We start from the raw sequence: 15047 nt of genomic DNA, 5'->3' as shown, positions 1-15047 counted from the left end.
TCCCTCTACGAACGCCTCCTACAATCAGAACGCGAAAAGCCACCCTCTACAAAAACCTCTACAAATCCAAATAATCCTCATCACGAGGATTTTTTTTATTCCCACAAACGACCCTCAAAATCAACCGCTGCTATTTCATCAGCATGAAAATGCTGTTTGGATTTTTCACCGAAAAAACTTCCCAACAAAACTTGTGACAAATTTTATTTTAAAAAAAAGTTGTCACAGAATCGGTGACAAATATTTCTTTTCAAAACTTTTGTCACAAACCAAACTTCGCAAAACTTAATGCTCTTAATGCTCTTAATGGTTTAAAAATCAACGCTCGTTTCGCAGCGCAAAGCCTCAACTATCTTAATTGTCAAAAAACAATGTCCTCGTTTCCAAGGTACCGCCTTATCTCGGATTTCGCCCAGGGCTGTATTTCGCCAAGATTTCAAGCGGACGAAAGCTAAAGTCAAAAACATAATTAAGAAGTGAAAGTTTGAAAATCAAATCTCCACATTTCCCTTTCACAGACAAAAAATCACATTTCATCGTTTTACCCACAAATTTTTTAGGGTTTAAAATCCCATATAAGTATTTTTCCTAATTTTACCCCCGTCCAAATTACAGGTTAATTTTAAAATACTATAAAATGAAAAAGTTAGAGAAGCGCTGGATCATTTCGTTTGCGATTATTTCGATTGTGGCCGTTGCGGGTTTATTTTGGCCCGAATCGATTCCGGATGCCGACACGCTTTCGCAGTTCGGGACTTCGGAACAAATCGTGGGTGCCGATGTCGCGTGGCTGCTTGCCGCATCGAGCATGGTGTTGTTCATGACGCCCGGACTTTCGTTTTTTTACGGCGGAATGGTCGGTAAGAAGAACGTGATTTCAACGATGTTGCAGAGTTTCATTTGCCTTGGCGTCGTGACATTGCTTTGGGTCGTGGTCGGATTCAGTCTGGCTTTCGGTGAACCAATGGGCATTTACATCGGCGGGAAATTCTACAGCTTCTTGGGCGATCCGACGACGTTCGCATTCATGGACAACGTAGGAAGTCTGCCACACAAAATAATGGCGTCTTCAGTACCATTCATGCTTTTCGCATTGTTCCAGATGAAATTTGCCGTAATCACGCCGGCCATCATCACGGGTTCGTTCGCCGAGCGCGTGCGCTTCATCTCGTTCATGCTGTTCATTTGCTTGTTCACGATATTCATTTATACGCCGCTTTGCCACTCGGTTTGGCATCCGACGGGAATTTTGGCGACCTACTTCGGCGTCAAGGATTTCGCGGGCGGAACCGTCGTTCACATGAGCGCAGGATTCGCGGCACTCGCAGGCGCTTTGGTCTTGGGCAAACGCCGCAACAGCCGACATATCCCGACGAATATTCCATTCGTGCTTTTAGGTACGGGAATGTTATGGTTTGGATGGTTCGGATTCAACGCGGGTTCGGCATTGGCTGCAAACGGAACGGCCGCGATGGCATTCGCGACGACGACGACCGCTTCAGCCGCCGCGATGTTGACTTGGATTTTCTTCGAAAGGCTTAACGGACGCAAGGTCTCAGCTTTGGGCGCGTGCGTCGGAGCTGTCGTGGGATTGGTCGCCATCACGCCTGCCGCGGGTTACGTGACGGTTCCGCAAAGTATTTTCTTCGGATTCATAACGGCGATTATTTCCAACTTGGTTTTGACGTCGAAGGCGATGCAGAAAATCGACGATACGCTTGACGTTTTCGCGTGTCACGGCGTCGGCGGTATCATGGGAATGATCCTGACCGCGATTTTCGCCCAGGGTGAGAACGCGAGTTTGATGCACGGCGGATGGAATGTTTTCGCGCATCACATGATGGCTTTGGTATTGGTTTCGGTATTCACGTTCGTCGGCTCTTGGATTTTGTTTAAGGTAACGAACTACTTTATTCCATTGCGCGTTTCCGAGGATTCGGAGCATTTGGGATTGGATTTGTCGCAGCACGATGAGACGATCGATCCGTCGAAACCCGAACAGCCTTTGGGGATTTTGAATTTGGTTCCTTGATTCAACAGGTAGTTTTTTTGAACTATCAAGTCCATTAAGAAATGCGCTAAACTTATAGTTCGATATTTTCTATATTTCAACTCAACTGTGAACTCTCGCTGCGATCTCGGCGGGAGTTTTTTTGTTTTTTCGAACAATTAAGATAGTTAAGAGTAGTTAAGGCTGAGCACCGAACCAAGATTTGCCTCTCCCACGACAAAATCTTAACTGCTCTTAACTACCTTAATTGTTCAAATCAAATAGTCATTGTTGAAAAACCGAAATCTTATTTTGAGTAACTTTCACGAAATTTAATCCGATGAAAAACCTCTACTTTTTCCTACTGCTCGCGTTCATCTCCGCATCAGCCCAAAAACCCGAAATAAACAAAATACTCGACGATTGGCACAAAGCTGCAGCCGAGGCAAACTTCAAAAACTATTTCGGCGCAATGAGCGACGACGCGATCTACATCGGCACCGACGCGACCGAAAACTGGCATCTCGATGCGTTCAAAGCGTTCTCAAAACCCTATTTCGACAAAGGAAAAGCCTGGAATTTCAAAGCGCTCGAACGCAATATTTATTTCAGCCCCGACGCAACGATCGCCTGGTTCGACGAATTGCTCGACACGCACATGAAGATCTGCCGAGGCTCAGGCGTGTTGCGAAAAGAGAAAAACGGACAATGGAAAATCGTGCATTACGTGCTTTCAATGACAGTCCCGAATGACAAGGTCGATGACGCGATCGCCATCAAAGCCAAAATCGAAGACGCGTACACCGAAGAACTTAGGAAACGCAAAAAGTAGCCACGATTCTTGTTGATGGATATACGCGATTTTTAACCGACGCGCGATTTGGAACCAAGTTCGCGTGAGGGATGCGAGCGAAAATCCTTTATTGTACTGTGAGCTTGTCGAACAGTATGATAAAGATTGGAGCGGGCAGCCCGACGGCGTCGCGAAAAAAAGTTTTCTCAACCCATAAGTCCACGACGCCGGCACGCCCAAAAATTACTTTTTATACTCGTCCTTCAAGTGTTCGAACATGTCCTCGGTCATATTCTCAAGCCCGATTTCATGCTTCCAGCCCCAATCTTCGCGAGCCGATGAATCGTCAATGCTCGCAGGCCAACTGTCGGCGATCTTTTGTCGGAAATCAGGTTTGTAGGTGATTTCGAAATCGGGAATGTGTTTCTTGATCTCGTCGGCGATTTCAATCGGGGTAAAATCCATCGCGCTCAGGTTGTACGACGAATGGATCTTTATGTTTTCCTGAGGCGCCTGCATGATGTCGATCGTCGCGCGGATGGCGTCGTCCATGTACATCATCGGCATTCGCGTGTCTTCTTTCAAAAAACACTCATAGTTGCCGTCCTGCAAGGCTTTGTGGTAAATGTCGACGGCGTAATCGGTCGTGCCGCCGCCCGGAGGAGTCGACCACGAAATCAGTCCCGGATATCGGATACTGCGCACATCGACGCCGTAAATGTTGTGGTAATATTCGCACCAGCGTTCGCCGCATTGTTTTGAAATCCCGTACACGGTCGAAGGTTCCATCACGGTATATTGAGGCGTGTTGTTCTTTGGGGTTGTCGGTCCGAAAACGGCGATGCTCGACGGCCAGAATATTTTTTTGATTTTTTTTGCCTTCGCGAGATTCAACACGTGGAACAGCGAATTCATGTTCAGATCCCACGCGAACGCCGGGTTTTTTTCAGCGGTCGCCGACAATAAAGCCGCCATGAGATAGACTTCCTCGATTTCATATTCCTCGACGATGTGCTGGATCTGGTTGAAGTCAAGCGCGTTCAGGACTTCGAAAATTCCGTTGTTGACGACGTCGTTGTTGAGTTTACGGATGTCGGACGCGACCACGTTTTCAACGCCGAACATCTCGCGAAGTTTGTGCGTAAGCTCGGTCCCGATTTGTCCGCAGGCTCCGATTATTAGAATTTTAGGCATAGTTGGTGTTGTTTATTGCACAAATATACATTTGAATCGCTTTCGGTTATCGATTCGTTAATAATTCCTAATGGATTGCGACAAATTCGCGCGCGAAGTTTACATTTGTACTCCTTAATTTCGCTTAGATGACCACACGCCTTTTGACTTTATTTTTCGCGGCTATCGTGCTGATTTCGTGTACCGACGAAAAGGGTCGCGCGATCGCACAAGCCAAAGACGCCAAAAAGAAAGAGAAGGTTTTCGAGAGCATCAACAGCCATTGGAAATTCAACACTGCGCCTACCAACGCGACGTCCCAGGATTTGGTGAAGAATTGGGCCGATTGGCGCAACCTGTTGCACGAGATGTCGCAGAAACCGCAAAGCAGCATCAGCGCGTTCCAAAAAAAGGCGAAAATCCTGTCGCAGCGCGTCGCCGACTTGCCCAAACGCATCCCGTTCCAATACAACAAGCCTGAGGTCAAAGCGCGCATCGCGGTGCTTACGACGAAAATCAATTCGCTGAATCTGTACATCAACCTCGACGATATTCCCGCTGAAAAAGTAAACACTTTAGTGACCGACATCAACTTGGAAATGCAGGGTTTTCAAAACCAGCTCGGCGAAATCGTGCGCAAATCGGCGATCCCGAAAGAACAAGGCGAGGCCGACATGATCAGGATGCTCGACACATCGCGCGCCGTCCCGACGAATCCATCGGCTGAAAACAAACCAATGATGCCGCCACGCGAAGTTCCAAGACGCAACGGCGGACTACTTTCTAGAGAACACAAGTTACCGTAAATTGAGTATATCGGCACTTTTACATAAATACGATTCGTCGCCAAAATTGATCCGCATCGCGCAAAGCGTGCAGCAAAAAGGCGAGAAAATACAATTGCGCGGGCTGTTCGGTTCGTCGCTTTCGTTCGTCGTACGCTCACTTTTCAAGCAAAGCGAACTGCCTTTTCTGTTGGTTTTGAGTGACAAGGAAGAAGCGGCCTATTACCTCAACGACCTCGAACAATTGGTCGGCGAGGAAGACGTGCTTTTCTATCCCGGATCGTATCGCAGGCCATATCAAATCGAAGACACCGACAATGCCAACGTGCTTTTACGCGCCGAAGTGTTAAACCGACTCAATTCGAGGAAACGTCCGGCATTGATCGTGACGTATCCTGAAGCGTTGTCGGAAAAAGTCGTGACGCGTGCCCAGCTTGACAAAAACACGCTCAAGGTTTCGGTCGGTGATAAGATTTCGATCGATTTCATAAACGAAGTCTTGCACGAATACGAGTTCCGACGCGTGGATTTCATCACTGAACCCGGAGAATTTTCAGTGCGAGGCGGAATCATAGACGTGTTCTCGTTTTCGAACGACAATCCATACCGAATCGAATTCTTCGGCAATGAGGTCGATTCGATCCGAAGCTTCGATGTCGAGACGCAACTGTCGATCGAGAAGAAAAAGAAAATCACGATCATCCCGAACGTCGAAAACAAATTCTTCGCCGAGAACCGCGAGAGTTTCCTGGATTACATAAACGAAAAAACGGTGCTGCTCGTCCAGGATACGGAAATGGTGCTGACCAAACTCGACAAGTTGTACGACAAGGCAAGCGAGGTTTTCAACGCGCTTGAGTCGACCGTAAAACATATCGAACCCGAGCAATTGTTCGTGAACAAGAAAGCGTTCCTGCACAAGGCGGAATTGTTTTCGTTACTCGAATTCACATCGATTCCCGTGTTCGACGTCAAGCAAAAATTCGAATTCCATACACAGGCGCAACCCGCTTTCAACAAGCAGTTCGATCTGTTGCTCAACAATTTGGGCGAGAATAGATCGAACGGCATTCGAAATTACCTATTCTGTTCGAACGACACGCAAGCCAAGCGTTTCCATGACATTTTCGAGTCGATGGACGAGGAAAGCCACGAAGACGTGCGCAAGCAATACGAAACGATCACGATGCCGCTTTTTCAGGGTTTCATCGACGACGAATTGCAGGTCGCGTGTTATACCGACCACCAAATTTTCGAGCGTTACCACAAGTTCAGCATTAAGAACGGGTATTCGAAGAAGCAGACGCTGACGCTGAAGGAACTCAATACGTTGTCGGTCGGGGATTACGTGACGCACATCGATCACGGCATCGGCAAGTTCGGCGGACTGCAGAAGATCCAGGTCGAAGGCAAGACGCAGGAAGCGATAAAATTGGTGTACGCCGACAACGACATCGTATACGTGAGCATCCATTCGCTTCACAAGATTTCAAAATACAACGGCAAGGACGGCGCACCTCCCAAGATTTATAAACTCGGGTCGGCGGCTTGGAAAACGCTCAAGAACAAGACCAAAGCGCGCGTCAAGCATATCGCGTTCAACCTCATCCAATTGTATGCGAAACGCCGGTTGGAGAAAGGTTTCCAGTATGGGCCCGACAGTTATCTGCAACTCGAGCTCGAATCGTCGTTCCTGTACGAAGATACGCCCGATCAGCTCAAGGCGACCCAAGACGTGAAAGCCGACATGGAAAGCGAACGCCCGATGGACCGATTGGTTTGCGGCGACGTCGGTTTCGGAAAGACCGAAGTGGCGATCCGCGCGGCTTTCAAAGCGGTCGATAACGGGAAACAAGTCGCGATTTTGGTTCCGACGACGATTCTCGCATACCAGCATTTCAGGACTTTTTCAGAACGACTCAAGGAAATGCCGGTGTCGGTCGGCTATCTGAACAGGTTCCGAACAGCGAAAGAAAAATCGCTGACGCTAAAGGAATTGTCCGATGGAAAACTCGACATCGTAATCGGGACGCACCAGTTGGTCAACAAAAATGTGCAGTTCAAGAATTTGGGATTGCTTATCGTCGATGAGGAACAAAAGTTCGGCGTGAACGTGAAAGATAAACTCAAGACCTTGGGCGCGAACATCGACACGCTTACTTTGACCGCGACGCCGATCCCGAGAACACTGCAATTTTCATTGATGGCCGCGCGCGATTTGTCGGTGATCAATACGCCGCCGCCCAATAGATATCCGATCGAAACGCATATCGTCGGGTTCAGCGAGGAAACGATACGAGACGCGATCTCATACGAAATTCAACGAAACGGCCAGGTTTTCTTCATCAACAACCGCATCGAAAACATTCGCGAAGTCGCGGGAATGATCCAGCGTCTGGTCCCGAATGCACGCGTCGGGGTCGGACATGGACAAATGGAAGGCAAGAAACTAGAGGAACTGATGCTCGGTTTCATGAACGGGGAATTCGATGTGTTGGTCGCGACGACAATCATCGAAAGCGGGCTTGACGTGCCGAACGCGAATACGATCTTCATCAACAACGCGAATAATTTCGGGCTTTCGGACCTGCACCAAATGCGCGGTCGCGTGGGCCGATCGAACAAGAAAGCGTTTTGTTATTTCATCACGCCTCCGTATTCGGTGATGACCGAGGACGCGCGAAAACGCATTCACGCGCTCGCTCAGTTCTCGGATCTGGGCAGCGGCTTCAACATCGCGATGAAGGATTTGGAGATTCGCGGCGCGGGCGATTTGCTCGGTGGCGAACAAAGCGGTTTCATCAACGATATCGGGTTCGAGACGTACCAGAAAATCATGAACGAGGCGATCGAGGAACTCAAAGAAAACGAGTTCAAGGATCTGTACCAGGAAATCGAGGGCAATGTCGAGAAGGAATACGTGAAGGACATCCAGATCGATTCGGACTTCGAGTTATTGTTCCCCGATGAATACATCAACAATGTGTCGGAGCGATTGAATCTGTACAACGAACTCAGTTTGATCAAGGACGACGAAGCATTATTCCTGTTTGAGAAACGTCTCGTCGACCGATTCGGGCCTTTGCCGAAACAGGCGCAGGCTTTAATGAACAGCCTTCGTATCAAATGGATCGCGACGAAACTCGGCATCGAGAAATTGGTGATGAAACAGGGCAAGATGATCGCGTATTTCATATCGGATCACGAGTCGGCGTTTTATCAGAGTGCGCAGTTCGACAAGGTGTTGCTGTTCGTGCAGAAACATCCCGAGCTTGCGAGAATGAAGGAAAAACAAACGCCGAACGGCCTGAAATTGCTGTTGACTTTTGAGAATGTGAAGTCGGTTAGCGGCGCGTTGAACTTGATGCAGAAAATCGTTTCTTAGGATTTTCGGCGGAAATCGTGTCGTTGGATTTGGATTTTTCGCCAGACCTTTGAGGTTTAGAGAATCTCAAAGGTCTAAACAAATTCCCCAAGATTTTTCTTATAACTTATACACGTCTTCATACGTCAAATACTCTTTGCGGCTGATCGTGAACATCGGCGCTCCGTTTTCGTCGGTGATAATCCCGACCGTCTCGTCGTCGGAATTCGGGAAAACGATTTGGTAACCGCGACCGTCTGACAATGTAATCCCGTAAGATTGCTTGCCGTTCTCGTACTTCACGGAGTTTTGCGTGTACTCGTAATCGGACTTCTTGCCCGAGGCTTCGGTAATTGAGAACAACTTTTCTTTAAAGTTCAATTCAGCTTTTTCTCCATCGGCGTTCGTGGCTTTCCATTTGCCTCGATACGAATCGGAACCGGCGCAGGCTGCTAGCAGAAACGCCAACAGCAACGATAAGAATGTGATTTTTTTCATGTTTTTCGTTTTGGTTTTGAAACCACAAAGTATAAAAAAAGCCCTTTCGTTGGAAAGGGCTTTTAAATATTCTATTTTGGAAGTTTAGAATTTCATGATCTTGAAGTTCGCTCCGATCTCGCCAAACTTGAGCTTGAAGAAATATGTTCCAGTCGAGAACGATGAGATATCGACTTTCGTGTCGAGCGTATTTGTCTTGTTCGAATACAACAATTGACCTGTCACATTGTAGACTTCGATGCTCGTGATCTCAGTTTTCGAAACGATGTTCACGAATTCGTTCGCAGGGTTCGGATAGTATGTGAAATCGATGTTCGGAGAGAAATCGCCGACTCCAAGCAAATCATCGCAGGAAACCGTCGCAACATAACCGCCTTCGACTACGCCTTGGTCAGAAAAGAAGCGCAACGTAAGCGCTCCGTCAGGCGACGATGAAACGAATGGGGTAAAAGGTCCTTGAAGATTTTCCCCCGTGATTCCGCCGTTCGTCAATTCGGTTGAAGCCGTGCTCGGTCCGTCGTGAACATACAGGTAATCGTATTCATTTTCGAGGTCGAGAACCGTAAACGTAAGTACGATTTTCTTGTTCGCTACCGTCGGAATCAATACTCGGGTGTAATCCTGATCATTCGTGTAATCGCCTGCGGTTCCGCCGGTATCGGTAATCGTGATGCCGTTACACCAGTTGGCCGACGTCGCGAAAGCGTTCGATCTCACGCCCGGAACCAAACCTGCCGTACAGGTTGGGCGTACGCGAATCCTGTAATACGTGTTGGCGTTCAAGCCACTGAATGTATATGTCGGAACGGTGGTATTTTGCCAGTTTACAAGAGAGCTCGCAAAAGGAGAAATTCCAACTTGCCATGGACCGCCTCCGGTATCTTCCCAAGTAACCGTGATAGAGTTAGGCGTCACGGTAGTCGCGGCCATATTCATCACGGTGTTGATACATGTGTTGACACAGTCAGTACTCAAACAAGTTGCGGCGTTTACTGCATTTATGATGCGGGTTGCCGGTTGAAGGCCGAATCCGTTCGAAAAACTGATCCCGACACCGCCAACCAAGTGGCAATAACTCATGATAGTTCCTTTAACGGTAGTCGAAGGAATCGTCGGTGGCGTCGTCATACACGATGCGCCTTCGAAGTTCGGATTGCTGCTGTTCGCATACGGCCCGCAATTGTCGATGGCCGTGTTATTGCTGTTCCAGCTACAGTTGTGCGTGTGAGGCGAACCGAGCAGGTGACCTAATTCGTGCGTGATCACTTCAATTGTCCACGAATACGTCGGGACCGTTGAAAATTGGAAGTTCACATCGGAATAACAGAAATTATTGGCCGAACACAAACCGTTGATCGTAACGGCGACGCCTCCAAGTCCTCCCGGATCGATGCCTACGAGTTGCCCGACATCTCCGTCGAAAACAGGACGAACAGAGTTGAATTGATAGAGATAATCTGAAGATCCGTCTCCTGTGTAAGGGTCAGGCGTCGTCCAGATGAAAGTGCTTTTTAGGGAAGTCGTGATCCCGTCATTGGTGTACAATGTCTGCACATTATTGAACACCGACGTCATCCAGTTTGCAGTTGTCGTCGTGCTGCTACCGTTCGCGACATAAATATTGTTGTCGATCTCAAAATAGATGGTCACACAACGCGCGCTGTTAACATCGCGATTGGTTTCTCCGCTTTCGTGGTCGTGACCAGCTTGTTCGAGCACGTCTTGTTTCATACCGCAGTTGAAGTCGCTCAGGACTTTCATTTCGGCATCAGAGTAAATGATGTAATCTGACGTATTGCCTGCTTTTTGTTGCTTCCCGATAACCAGATTATTCAATTCCTGGCTCGAGACGATTCCCGTAAGCTCGTTGTTGAAAAAGCTCAAAGCCACGACCGAATTCGCATCGTTCTTCACGATTCCGCGGTAATAAACACCTTGTTGGTATGGAATATTCTTGGCCTTATCGGTATCGATGTGGAAGCCTTCGTGCAAAATGTTCACTTTATAAAGTTCGACCGTGACGTTGCTGCCCATGTAGGGAATGTCGACTTCGATGGTTTCGAGGCCTTTCGACACTATTTCGTTCACGTCGGCAGTCCTGATTTTCGCCATTGTCGCTTTGTTTACGACCGACGAAACATCTGCGTCCAACGCTTCAGATGTCGCATCCAAAACATTGAAGTGCGTAAATTCTGACTTCGCTCGCTTGTATTCGGCAACTTTCTCGGCAACTTTTCCTTGCGCGAAAGCCCCCAAAGCCATAACGAAAGCCAGTAGGGTAAAGATTTTTTTCATATTCTTAATAGTTGTAGTTGGGAAAGGCGCAAATGTAGCTAATTAATTTATTTTTAATCATTTTAAGCTCGTGGTTTCTGTTAATTTTTCAGAAATAATAGAACGCGTCGCACAAATGTTCAATGATACAATCGTTTTCGGTTTTGTGGATCGCAATAATATCGAAACGTATCTCAGTATCAATGTCGTGCATTTCGACATACGCATTTACGGCAACGAGCAACAAACGGATTTTTTTGGGATTTACGAAGTCTTGCGGAAGGCCGAAATCGATGGACGATCGCGTCTTGACTTCGACGACCGCCAAGGTGTTTTCCTTGCGTGCGATGATGTCGATCTCAGCTTTTAAATACGTCCAGTTCCGTTCGAGGATTTCGTATCCGGCCGCTCGCAGAAAATCGACGGCAAGTTGTTCGCCGGTTTTGCCGAGTTCGTTGTGGGTAGCCATTTTCTAGTGCAAAGTGCATGGTTCAAAGTGCAAAGAAAAGTTACGAATATGTTCTTCGCCGATTGTACATGAAACATGTACTTAATGTGAAAGTTATTCGAATTTGACGGTCGAGCCGGACGATGTGACCTCGATCGAAACAGTTGAACCCAAGATCAACGCGCGGTTATCTTTGATGTGTCCGGCCGGGAAGTTGTAAATGACCGGAAAATCATACTCCTTGAAAATGTCCTGGGCGATCTGGAGCGCATTTTTGCCCCACGGGATGTCGTTGTCGTTCATCTCGGTCATCGCGCCGATCACGACCGCCTTGACATTATCGAAATACCCGTTGCGTTTGAGGTTGAACAGCATGCGGTCGATGTGGTACAGATATTCATCCAGATCTTCGATGAAAAGGATTTTGTCTTTGACGTTGGCCTCTGATTTCGACCCGAGAATGCTGTACAACACCGACAAATTCCCGCCGACGATCTCGCCTTTCGCTTTGCCGACGCGGTTAAATTCATGGGGCTGCAATTTGTATTCGGGTTTTTGTCCGAAAAGCGTCTGTTTGAGGGAACTCTTCGCGTCTTCGGTGGCGCTTTTCGCACTCAAAGCGACGATGCCGTGAATCGTTTGATAGCCCAATGTATTCAAATGCGAATGCAAAACCGTCATGTCGCTGAACCCGACGATCCATTTTGGTTTTTTCTTGAACTTCTCGAAATTCACGCGGTCGATGATGCGAACCGTTCCGTAACCGCCTTTCGCTCCCCAAATCATCTTGATCTTCGGGTTGTCGAGCATTTCTTGCAGATCCGTGGCGCGTTGCCAATCAGGACCTGAGAGCTGATTTTCACTTTTTCCGATGGTTTTTCCCATGACGACGTGCAATCCCCAACTCTCGGCCAAGGCTTTCCCGGCTTGTAAATTTACTTCATCGATTTTACGCGCCGTGGCAATGATCCCGATCGTGTCGCCTTTTTTGAGATATGGAGGCGCGATCGTTTTTCTGGTTTGGGCTTGAAGCGCTGCCGAAATTAACAGTGTGATAAAAAGGAAATGTCTGCTCATATTCCAAAGATAACCGACAAAATCAAAAAGGGAAAAACTTTAAGAAAATAGGCGGAAAAAATGTAGTTGCTGCTTTTTCGATTTGAAGACTTTTGTAGACCTAACAGGTTTTGAAAACCTGTTAGGTCTTACAACCCTTGAAAAAACCGCGAATTTTCACGTCGGACGAAAACCTAGCCCCGATGTGAGCGGTTAGCCTTTTGAAGAAAAATCCTGTTTTTGTAAGAGGCGCGGCTGGCTTCCTTCGGTCGCCGCCGCGCCCCACAAAAACTTGGATTTTTTGACAAAGCTAGTAGCGGACAGCGAGACCAAGCTCCAAAAAGAGCAAACTCGCGAAGCAAAATGCTTTTAGGACATTAACTATTTTAAACCATTAAGAACATTAAGACGTGATTTTCACTGCGCTTTTCTTAATGCCCTTAATGAACTTAACGGTTCAAAAATCTCTCAATTGCTTAAAGGTAAAACTCCCGTTCGAAATGCTTATTTTTGCACACATTTATTTTACTATGATCCAAAATCCAAAACGATATACGATTACCGCGGCGCTTCCGTACACGAACGGCCCGATCCACATCGGCCATTTGGCGGGCGTTTACGTGCCCAGCGACATTTACGCGCGCTACCAACGCATCCAAGGCAAAGATGTCGCATTCATTTGCGGCAGCGACGAACACGGGGTCGCGATCCCGATGAAGGCGCGCAAAGAAGGTTTGACGCCTCAGGAAGTCATTGACAAATACGACGGGATTATCCGAAAGTCGTTCGATGATTTCGGGATTTCGTTCGACAATTATTCGCGGACGTCGCGTAAAATTCATTTCGAGACCGCTTCGGCGTTTTTCAGGAAATTGTATGACGAAGGAAAATTTATCGAAGAAGAAACCGAGCAGTTGTTCGACGCGAAAGCCAACCAGTTTTTGGCCGACCGATTCGTAACAGGAACCTGTCCGAAATGCGGAAACGAAGAAGCGTACGGAGACCAATGCGAACGTTGCGGCTCGTCGTTGAACGCCACCGACCTGATCAATCCGAAATCGACGATTACCGGTGAAACGCCCGTGATGAAAAAAACGACGCACTGGTTTTTGCCGCTCGATCAATACGACGCGTTCCTGAACAACTGGATCTTGAAAGACCATGCGAAAGACTGGAAAACGAATGTTCTCGGACAAGTAAAATCGTGGCTTGACGACGGTTTGAAACCACGTGCCGTGACGCGCGATCTGGATTGGGGAATTCCCGTTCCCGTTGAAGGCGCCGAAGGAAAAGTGCTGTACGTTTGGTTCGACGCGCCTATCGGATATATTTCGTCAACGAAGGAATGGGCCGAGCGCGAAGGCAAGGATTGGGAACCGTATTGGAAAGATTCGGAAACCAAGTTGGTGCACTTCATCGGAAAGGATAACATCGTATTCCATTGCGTGATTTTCCCGGCGATGCTCAAGGCCGAAGGCAGTTTCATCATGCCCGACAACGTTCCCGCGAACGAATTCCTGAACCTCGAAGGCAACAAATTGTCTACGTCGAAAAACTGGGCGGTTTGGCTCCACGAATATTTGGAAGACTTCCCGAACCAACAGGATGTTTTGCGTTATGCATTGACGTCGAACGCGCCCGAAACGAAGGACAACGATTTTACTTGGAAGGATTTCCAGGCGAGAAACAACAACGAATTGGTTGCGGTTCTTGGGAATTTCATCAACCGCGTGGTGGTTTTGACTAACAAATATTACGAAGGAATTGTTCCGGAACCAGGCGAATTCAACGACATCGACAACCAGACATTGACTGAAATGCGCGCGTATCCGGCCGTGATTTCGAGTTCGATCGAGCGCTATCGTTTCCGCGAGGCGTTGGGCGAACTCATGAACGTGGCGCGACTCGGAAACAAATATCTCGCCGACGAAGAACCGTGGAAACTCATCAAGGAAAATCCCGAACGCGTGAAAACACAAATGTTCGTAGCGTTGCAGATCGCGACGGCTCTGGCCGTTTTGAGTGAACCGTTTTTACCGTTTACGTCGGATAAATTGAAGAAAATGCTCGGTGTTCATCCGAGTCCTGCCGATGTGAACGATTGGGACGAAGTTGCGAAACCACAGACGATTTTGTCGCCCGGGACGCAAATCGGACAGGCGGAATTGCTGTTCTCCAAAATCGAGGACGACGCGATCCAGAAACAAATTGAAAAATTAGAGGCGACCAAGACCGCCAACAAAGCCGAAAACAAGAAAGTGGAAGCACAGAAGGAAACCATCACGTACGAGGATTTCGCGAAAATCGATCTTCGCGTAGGAACGATCATCGAAGCCGAGAAAATGCCCAAAGCGAACAAACTTTTAGTGCTTAAGATCGACACGGGAATCGACGTCCGCACGATCGTTTCGGGAATCGCCGAAAGTTTTACACCTGAGGAAGTCGTGGGGAAACGCGTAACCGTTTTGGTGAATCTCGCTCCGAGAAACTTGCGCGGCGTGGAAAGCCAAGGCATGATCTTGATGACGACGAACGCCGAAGGCAAATTGGTTTTCGTGAATCCGGACGCCGACGGTGTTGGTAACGGCGAGACAATAAACTAAAAAGTTACGCCACAAATGACGCGGATTTCATGAATTGGTTTGTGTTAATTCATGCCGTCTGCG

Annotated in this window: 10 protein-coding genes; 5 read left to right on the top strand and 5 right to left on the bottom strand. The window is 47.9% G+C overall.

What is annotated here, in order from left to right:
• The first annotated feature begins 637 nt into the window (after positions 1-637).
• Complete coding sequence (locus tag EOO50_RS01420; RefSeq protein WP_290837168.1) at positions 638-2032, top strand: ammonium transporter; 1395 nt, start codon at positions 638-640, stop codon at positions 2030-2032.
• 298 nt (positions 2033-2330) lie between these two features.
• Positions 2331-2822 carry a nuclear transport factor 2 family protein gene (locus EOO50_RS01415; protein WP_290837166.1) on the top strand — a complete coding sequence of 164 codons (492 nt, stop codon included), beginning with the start codon at positions 2331-2333 and terminating at the stop codon, positions 2820-2822.
• 204 nt (positions 2823-3026) lie between these two features.
• On the opposite strand, the gene EOO50_RS01410 is transcribed toward EOO50_RS01415, so the two are convergent.
• On the bottom strand, positions 3027-3977 hold the full coding sequence (locus tag EOO50_RS01410; RefSeq protein WP_290837164.1) for an NAD-dependent epimerase/dehydratase family protein: 951 nt from the start codon (positions 3975-3977) through the stop codon (positions 3027-3029).
• A 128-nt stretch (positions 3978-4105) separates the two neighbouring features.
• Here EOO50_RS01410 and EOO50_RS01405 point away from each other — a divergent pair, with 128 nt between their 5' ends.
• A complete protein-coding gene (locus EOO50_RS01405; RefSeq protein ID WP_290837162.1) occupies positions 4106-4762 on the top strand; it encodes a hypothetical protein in 657 nt (218 codons plus the stop codon).
• Position 4763: 1 nt separating this feature from the next.
• Positions 4764-8126: a transcription-repair coupling factor gene (mfd, locus tag EOO50_RS01400; protein WP_290837160.1), complete on the top strand. Its 3363-nt coding sequence runs from the start codon at positions 4764-4766 to the stop codon at positions 8124-8126.
• 99 nt (positions 8127-8225) lie between these two features.
• Here the strand turns inward: mfd and EOO50_RS01395 are convergent, their stop codons facing one another.
• The 4 genes from EOO50_RS01395 to EOO50_RS01380 all read right to left on the bottom strand — a co-directional run bounded on the left by EOO50_RS01395 (position 8226) and on the right by EOO50_RS01380 (position 12402).
• On the bottom strand, positions 8226-8603 hold the full coding sequence (locus EOO50_RS01395; RefSeq protein ID WP_290837158.1) for a hypothetical protein: 378 nt from the start codon (positions 8601-8603) through the stop codon (positions 8226-8228).
• Between the two features lie 84 nt (positions 8604-8687).
• The gene (locus tag EOO50_RS01390; protein ID WP_290837156.1) at positions 8688-10898 is read right to left on the bottom strand and encodes a M12 family metallo-peptidase; all 2211 of its coding nucleotides are present in this window, start codon (positions 10896-10898) and stop codon (positions 8688-8690) included.
• A gap of 88 nt (positions 10899-10986) precedes the next feature.
• Positions 10987-11346 carry a YraN family protein gene (locus EOO50_RS01385; protein ID WP_290837154.1) on the bottom strand — a complete coding sequence of 120 codons (360 nt, stop codon included), beginning with the start codon at positions 11344-11346 and terminating at the stop codon, positions 10987-10989.
• Between the two features lie 93 nt (positions 11347-11439).
• Positions 11440-12402 (bottom strand): LD-carboxypeptidase, encoded by a 963-nt coding sequence (locus EOO50_RS01380; protein ID WP_290837151.1) that lies wholly within the window; start codon positions 12400-12402, stop codon positions 11440-11442.
• Between the two features lie 509 nt (positions 12403-12911).
• On the opposite strand from EOO50_RS01380, the gene metG reads away from it, so the two are divergent.
• A complete protein-coding gene (gene metG, locus EOO50_RS01375; protein ID WP_290837302.1) occupies positions 12912-14984 on the top strand; it encodes a methionine--tRNA ligase in 2073 nt (690 codons plus the stop codon).
• The last annotated feature ends 63 nt before the right edge of the window (positions 14985-15047 follow it).

It is taken from the genome of Flavobacterium sp., assembly GCF_004211145.1.
GTDB lineage: Bacteria > Bacteroidota > Bacteroidia > Flavobacteriales > Flavobacteriaceae > Flavobacterium.
Note: the sequence above shows the minus strand (reverse complement) of the source record. Positions and strands in the feature narration are given on the sequence as shown.

Bases quoted from the DNA above. Each gene is read 5' to 3' on its own strand.
- EOO50_RS01420 (WP_290837168.1), top strand. From the start codon at position 638: ATGAAAAAGTTAGAGAAGCGCTGGATCATTTCGTTTGCGATTATTTCG.
- EOO50_RS01415 (WP_290837166.1), top strand. From the start codon at position 2,331: ATGAAAAACCTCTACTTTTTCCTACTGCTCGCGTTCATCTCCGCATCA.
- EOO50_RS01410 (WP_290837164.1), bottom strand. From the start codon at position 3,977: ATGCCTAAAATTCTAATAATCGGAGCCTGCGGACAAATCGGGACCGAG.
- EOO50_RS01405 (WP_290837162.1), top strand. From the start codon at position 4,106: ATGACCACACGCCTTTTGACTTTATTTTTCGCGGCTATCGTGCTGATT.
- EOO50_RS01395 (WP_290837158.1), bottom strand. From the start codon at position 8,603: ATGAAAAAAATCACATTCTTATCGTTGCTGTTGGCGTTTCTGCTAGCA.
- EOO50_RS01390 (WP_290837156.1), bottom strand. From the start codon at position 10,898: ATGAAAAAAATCTTTACCCTACTGGCTTTCGTTATGGCTTTGGGGGCT.
- EOO50_RS01385 (WP_290837154.1), bottom strand. From the start codon at position 11,346: ATGGCTACCCACAACGAACTCGGCAAAACCGGCGAACAACTTGCCGTC.
- EOO50_RS01380 (WP_290837151.1), bottom strand. From the start codon at position 12,402: ATGAGCAGACATTTCCTTTTTATCACACTGTTAATTTCGGCAGCGCTT.
- metG (WP_290837302.1), top strand. From the start codon at position 12,912: ATGATCCAAAATCCAAAACGATATACGATTACCGCGGCGCTTCCGTAC.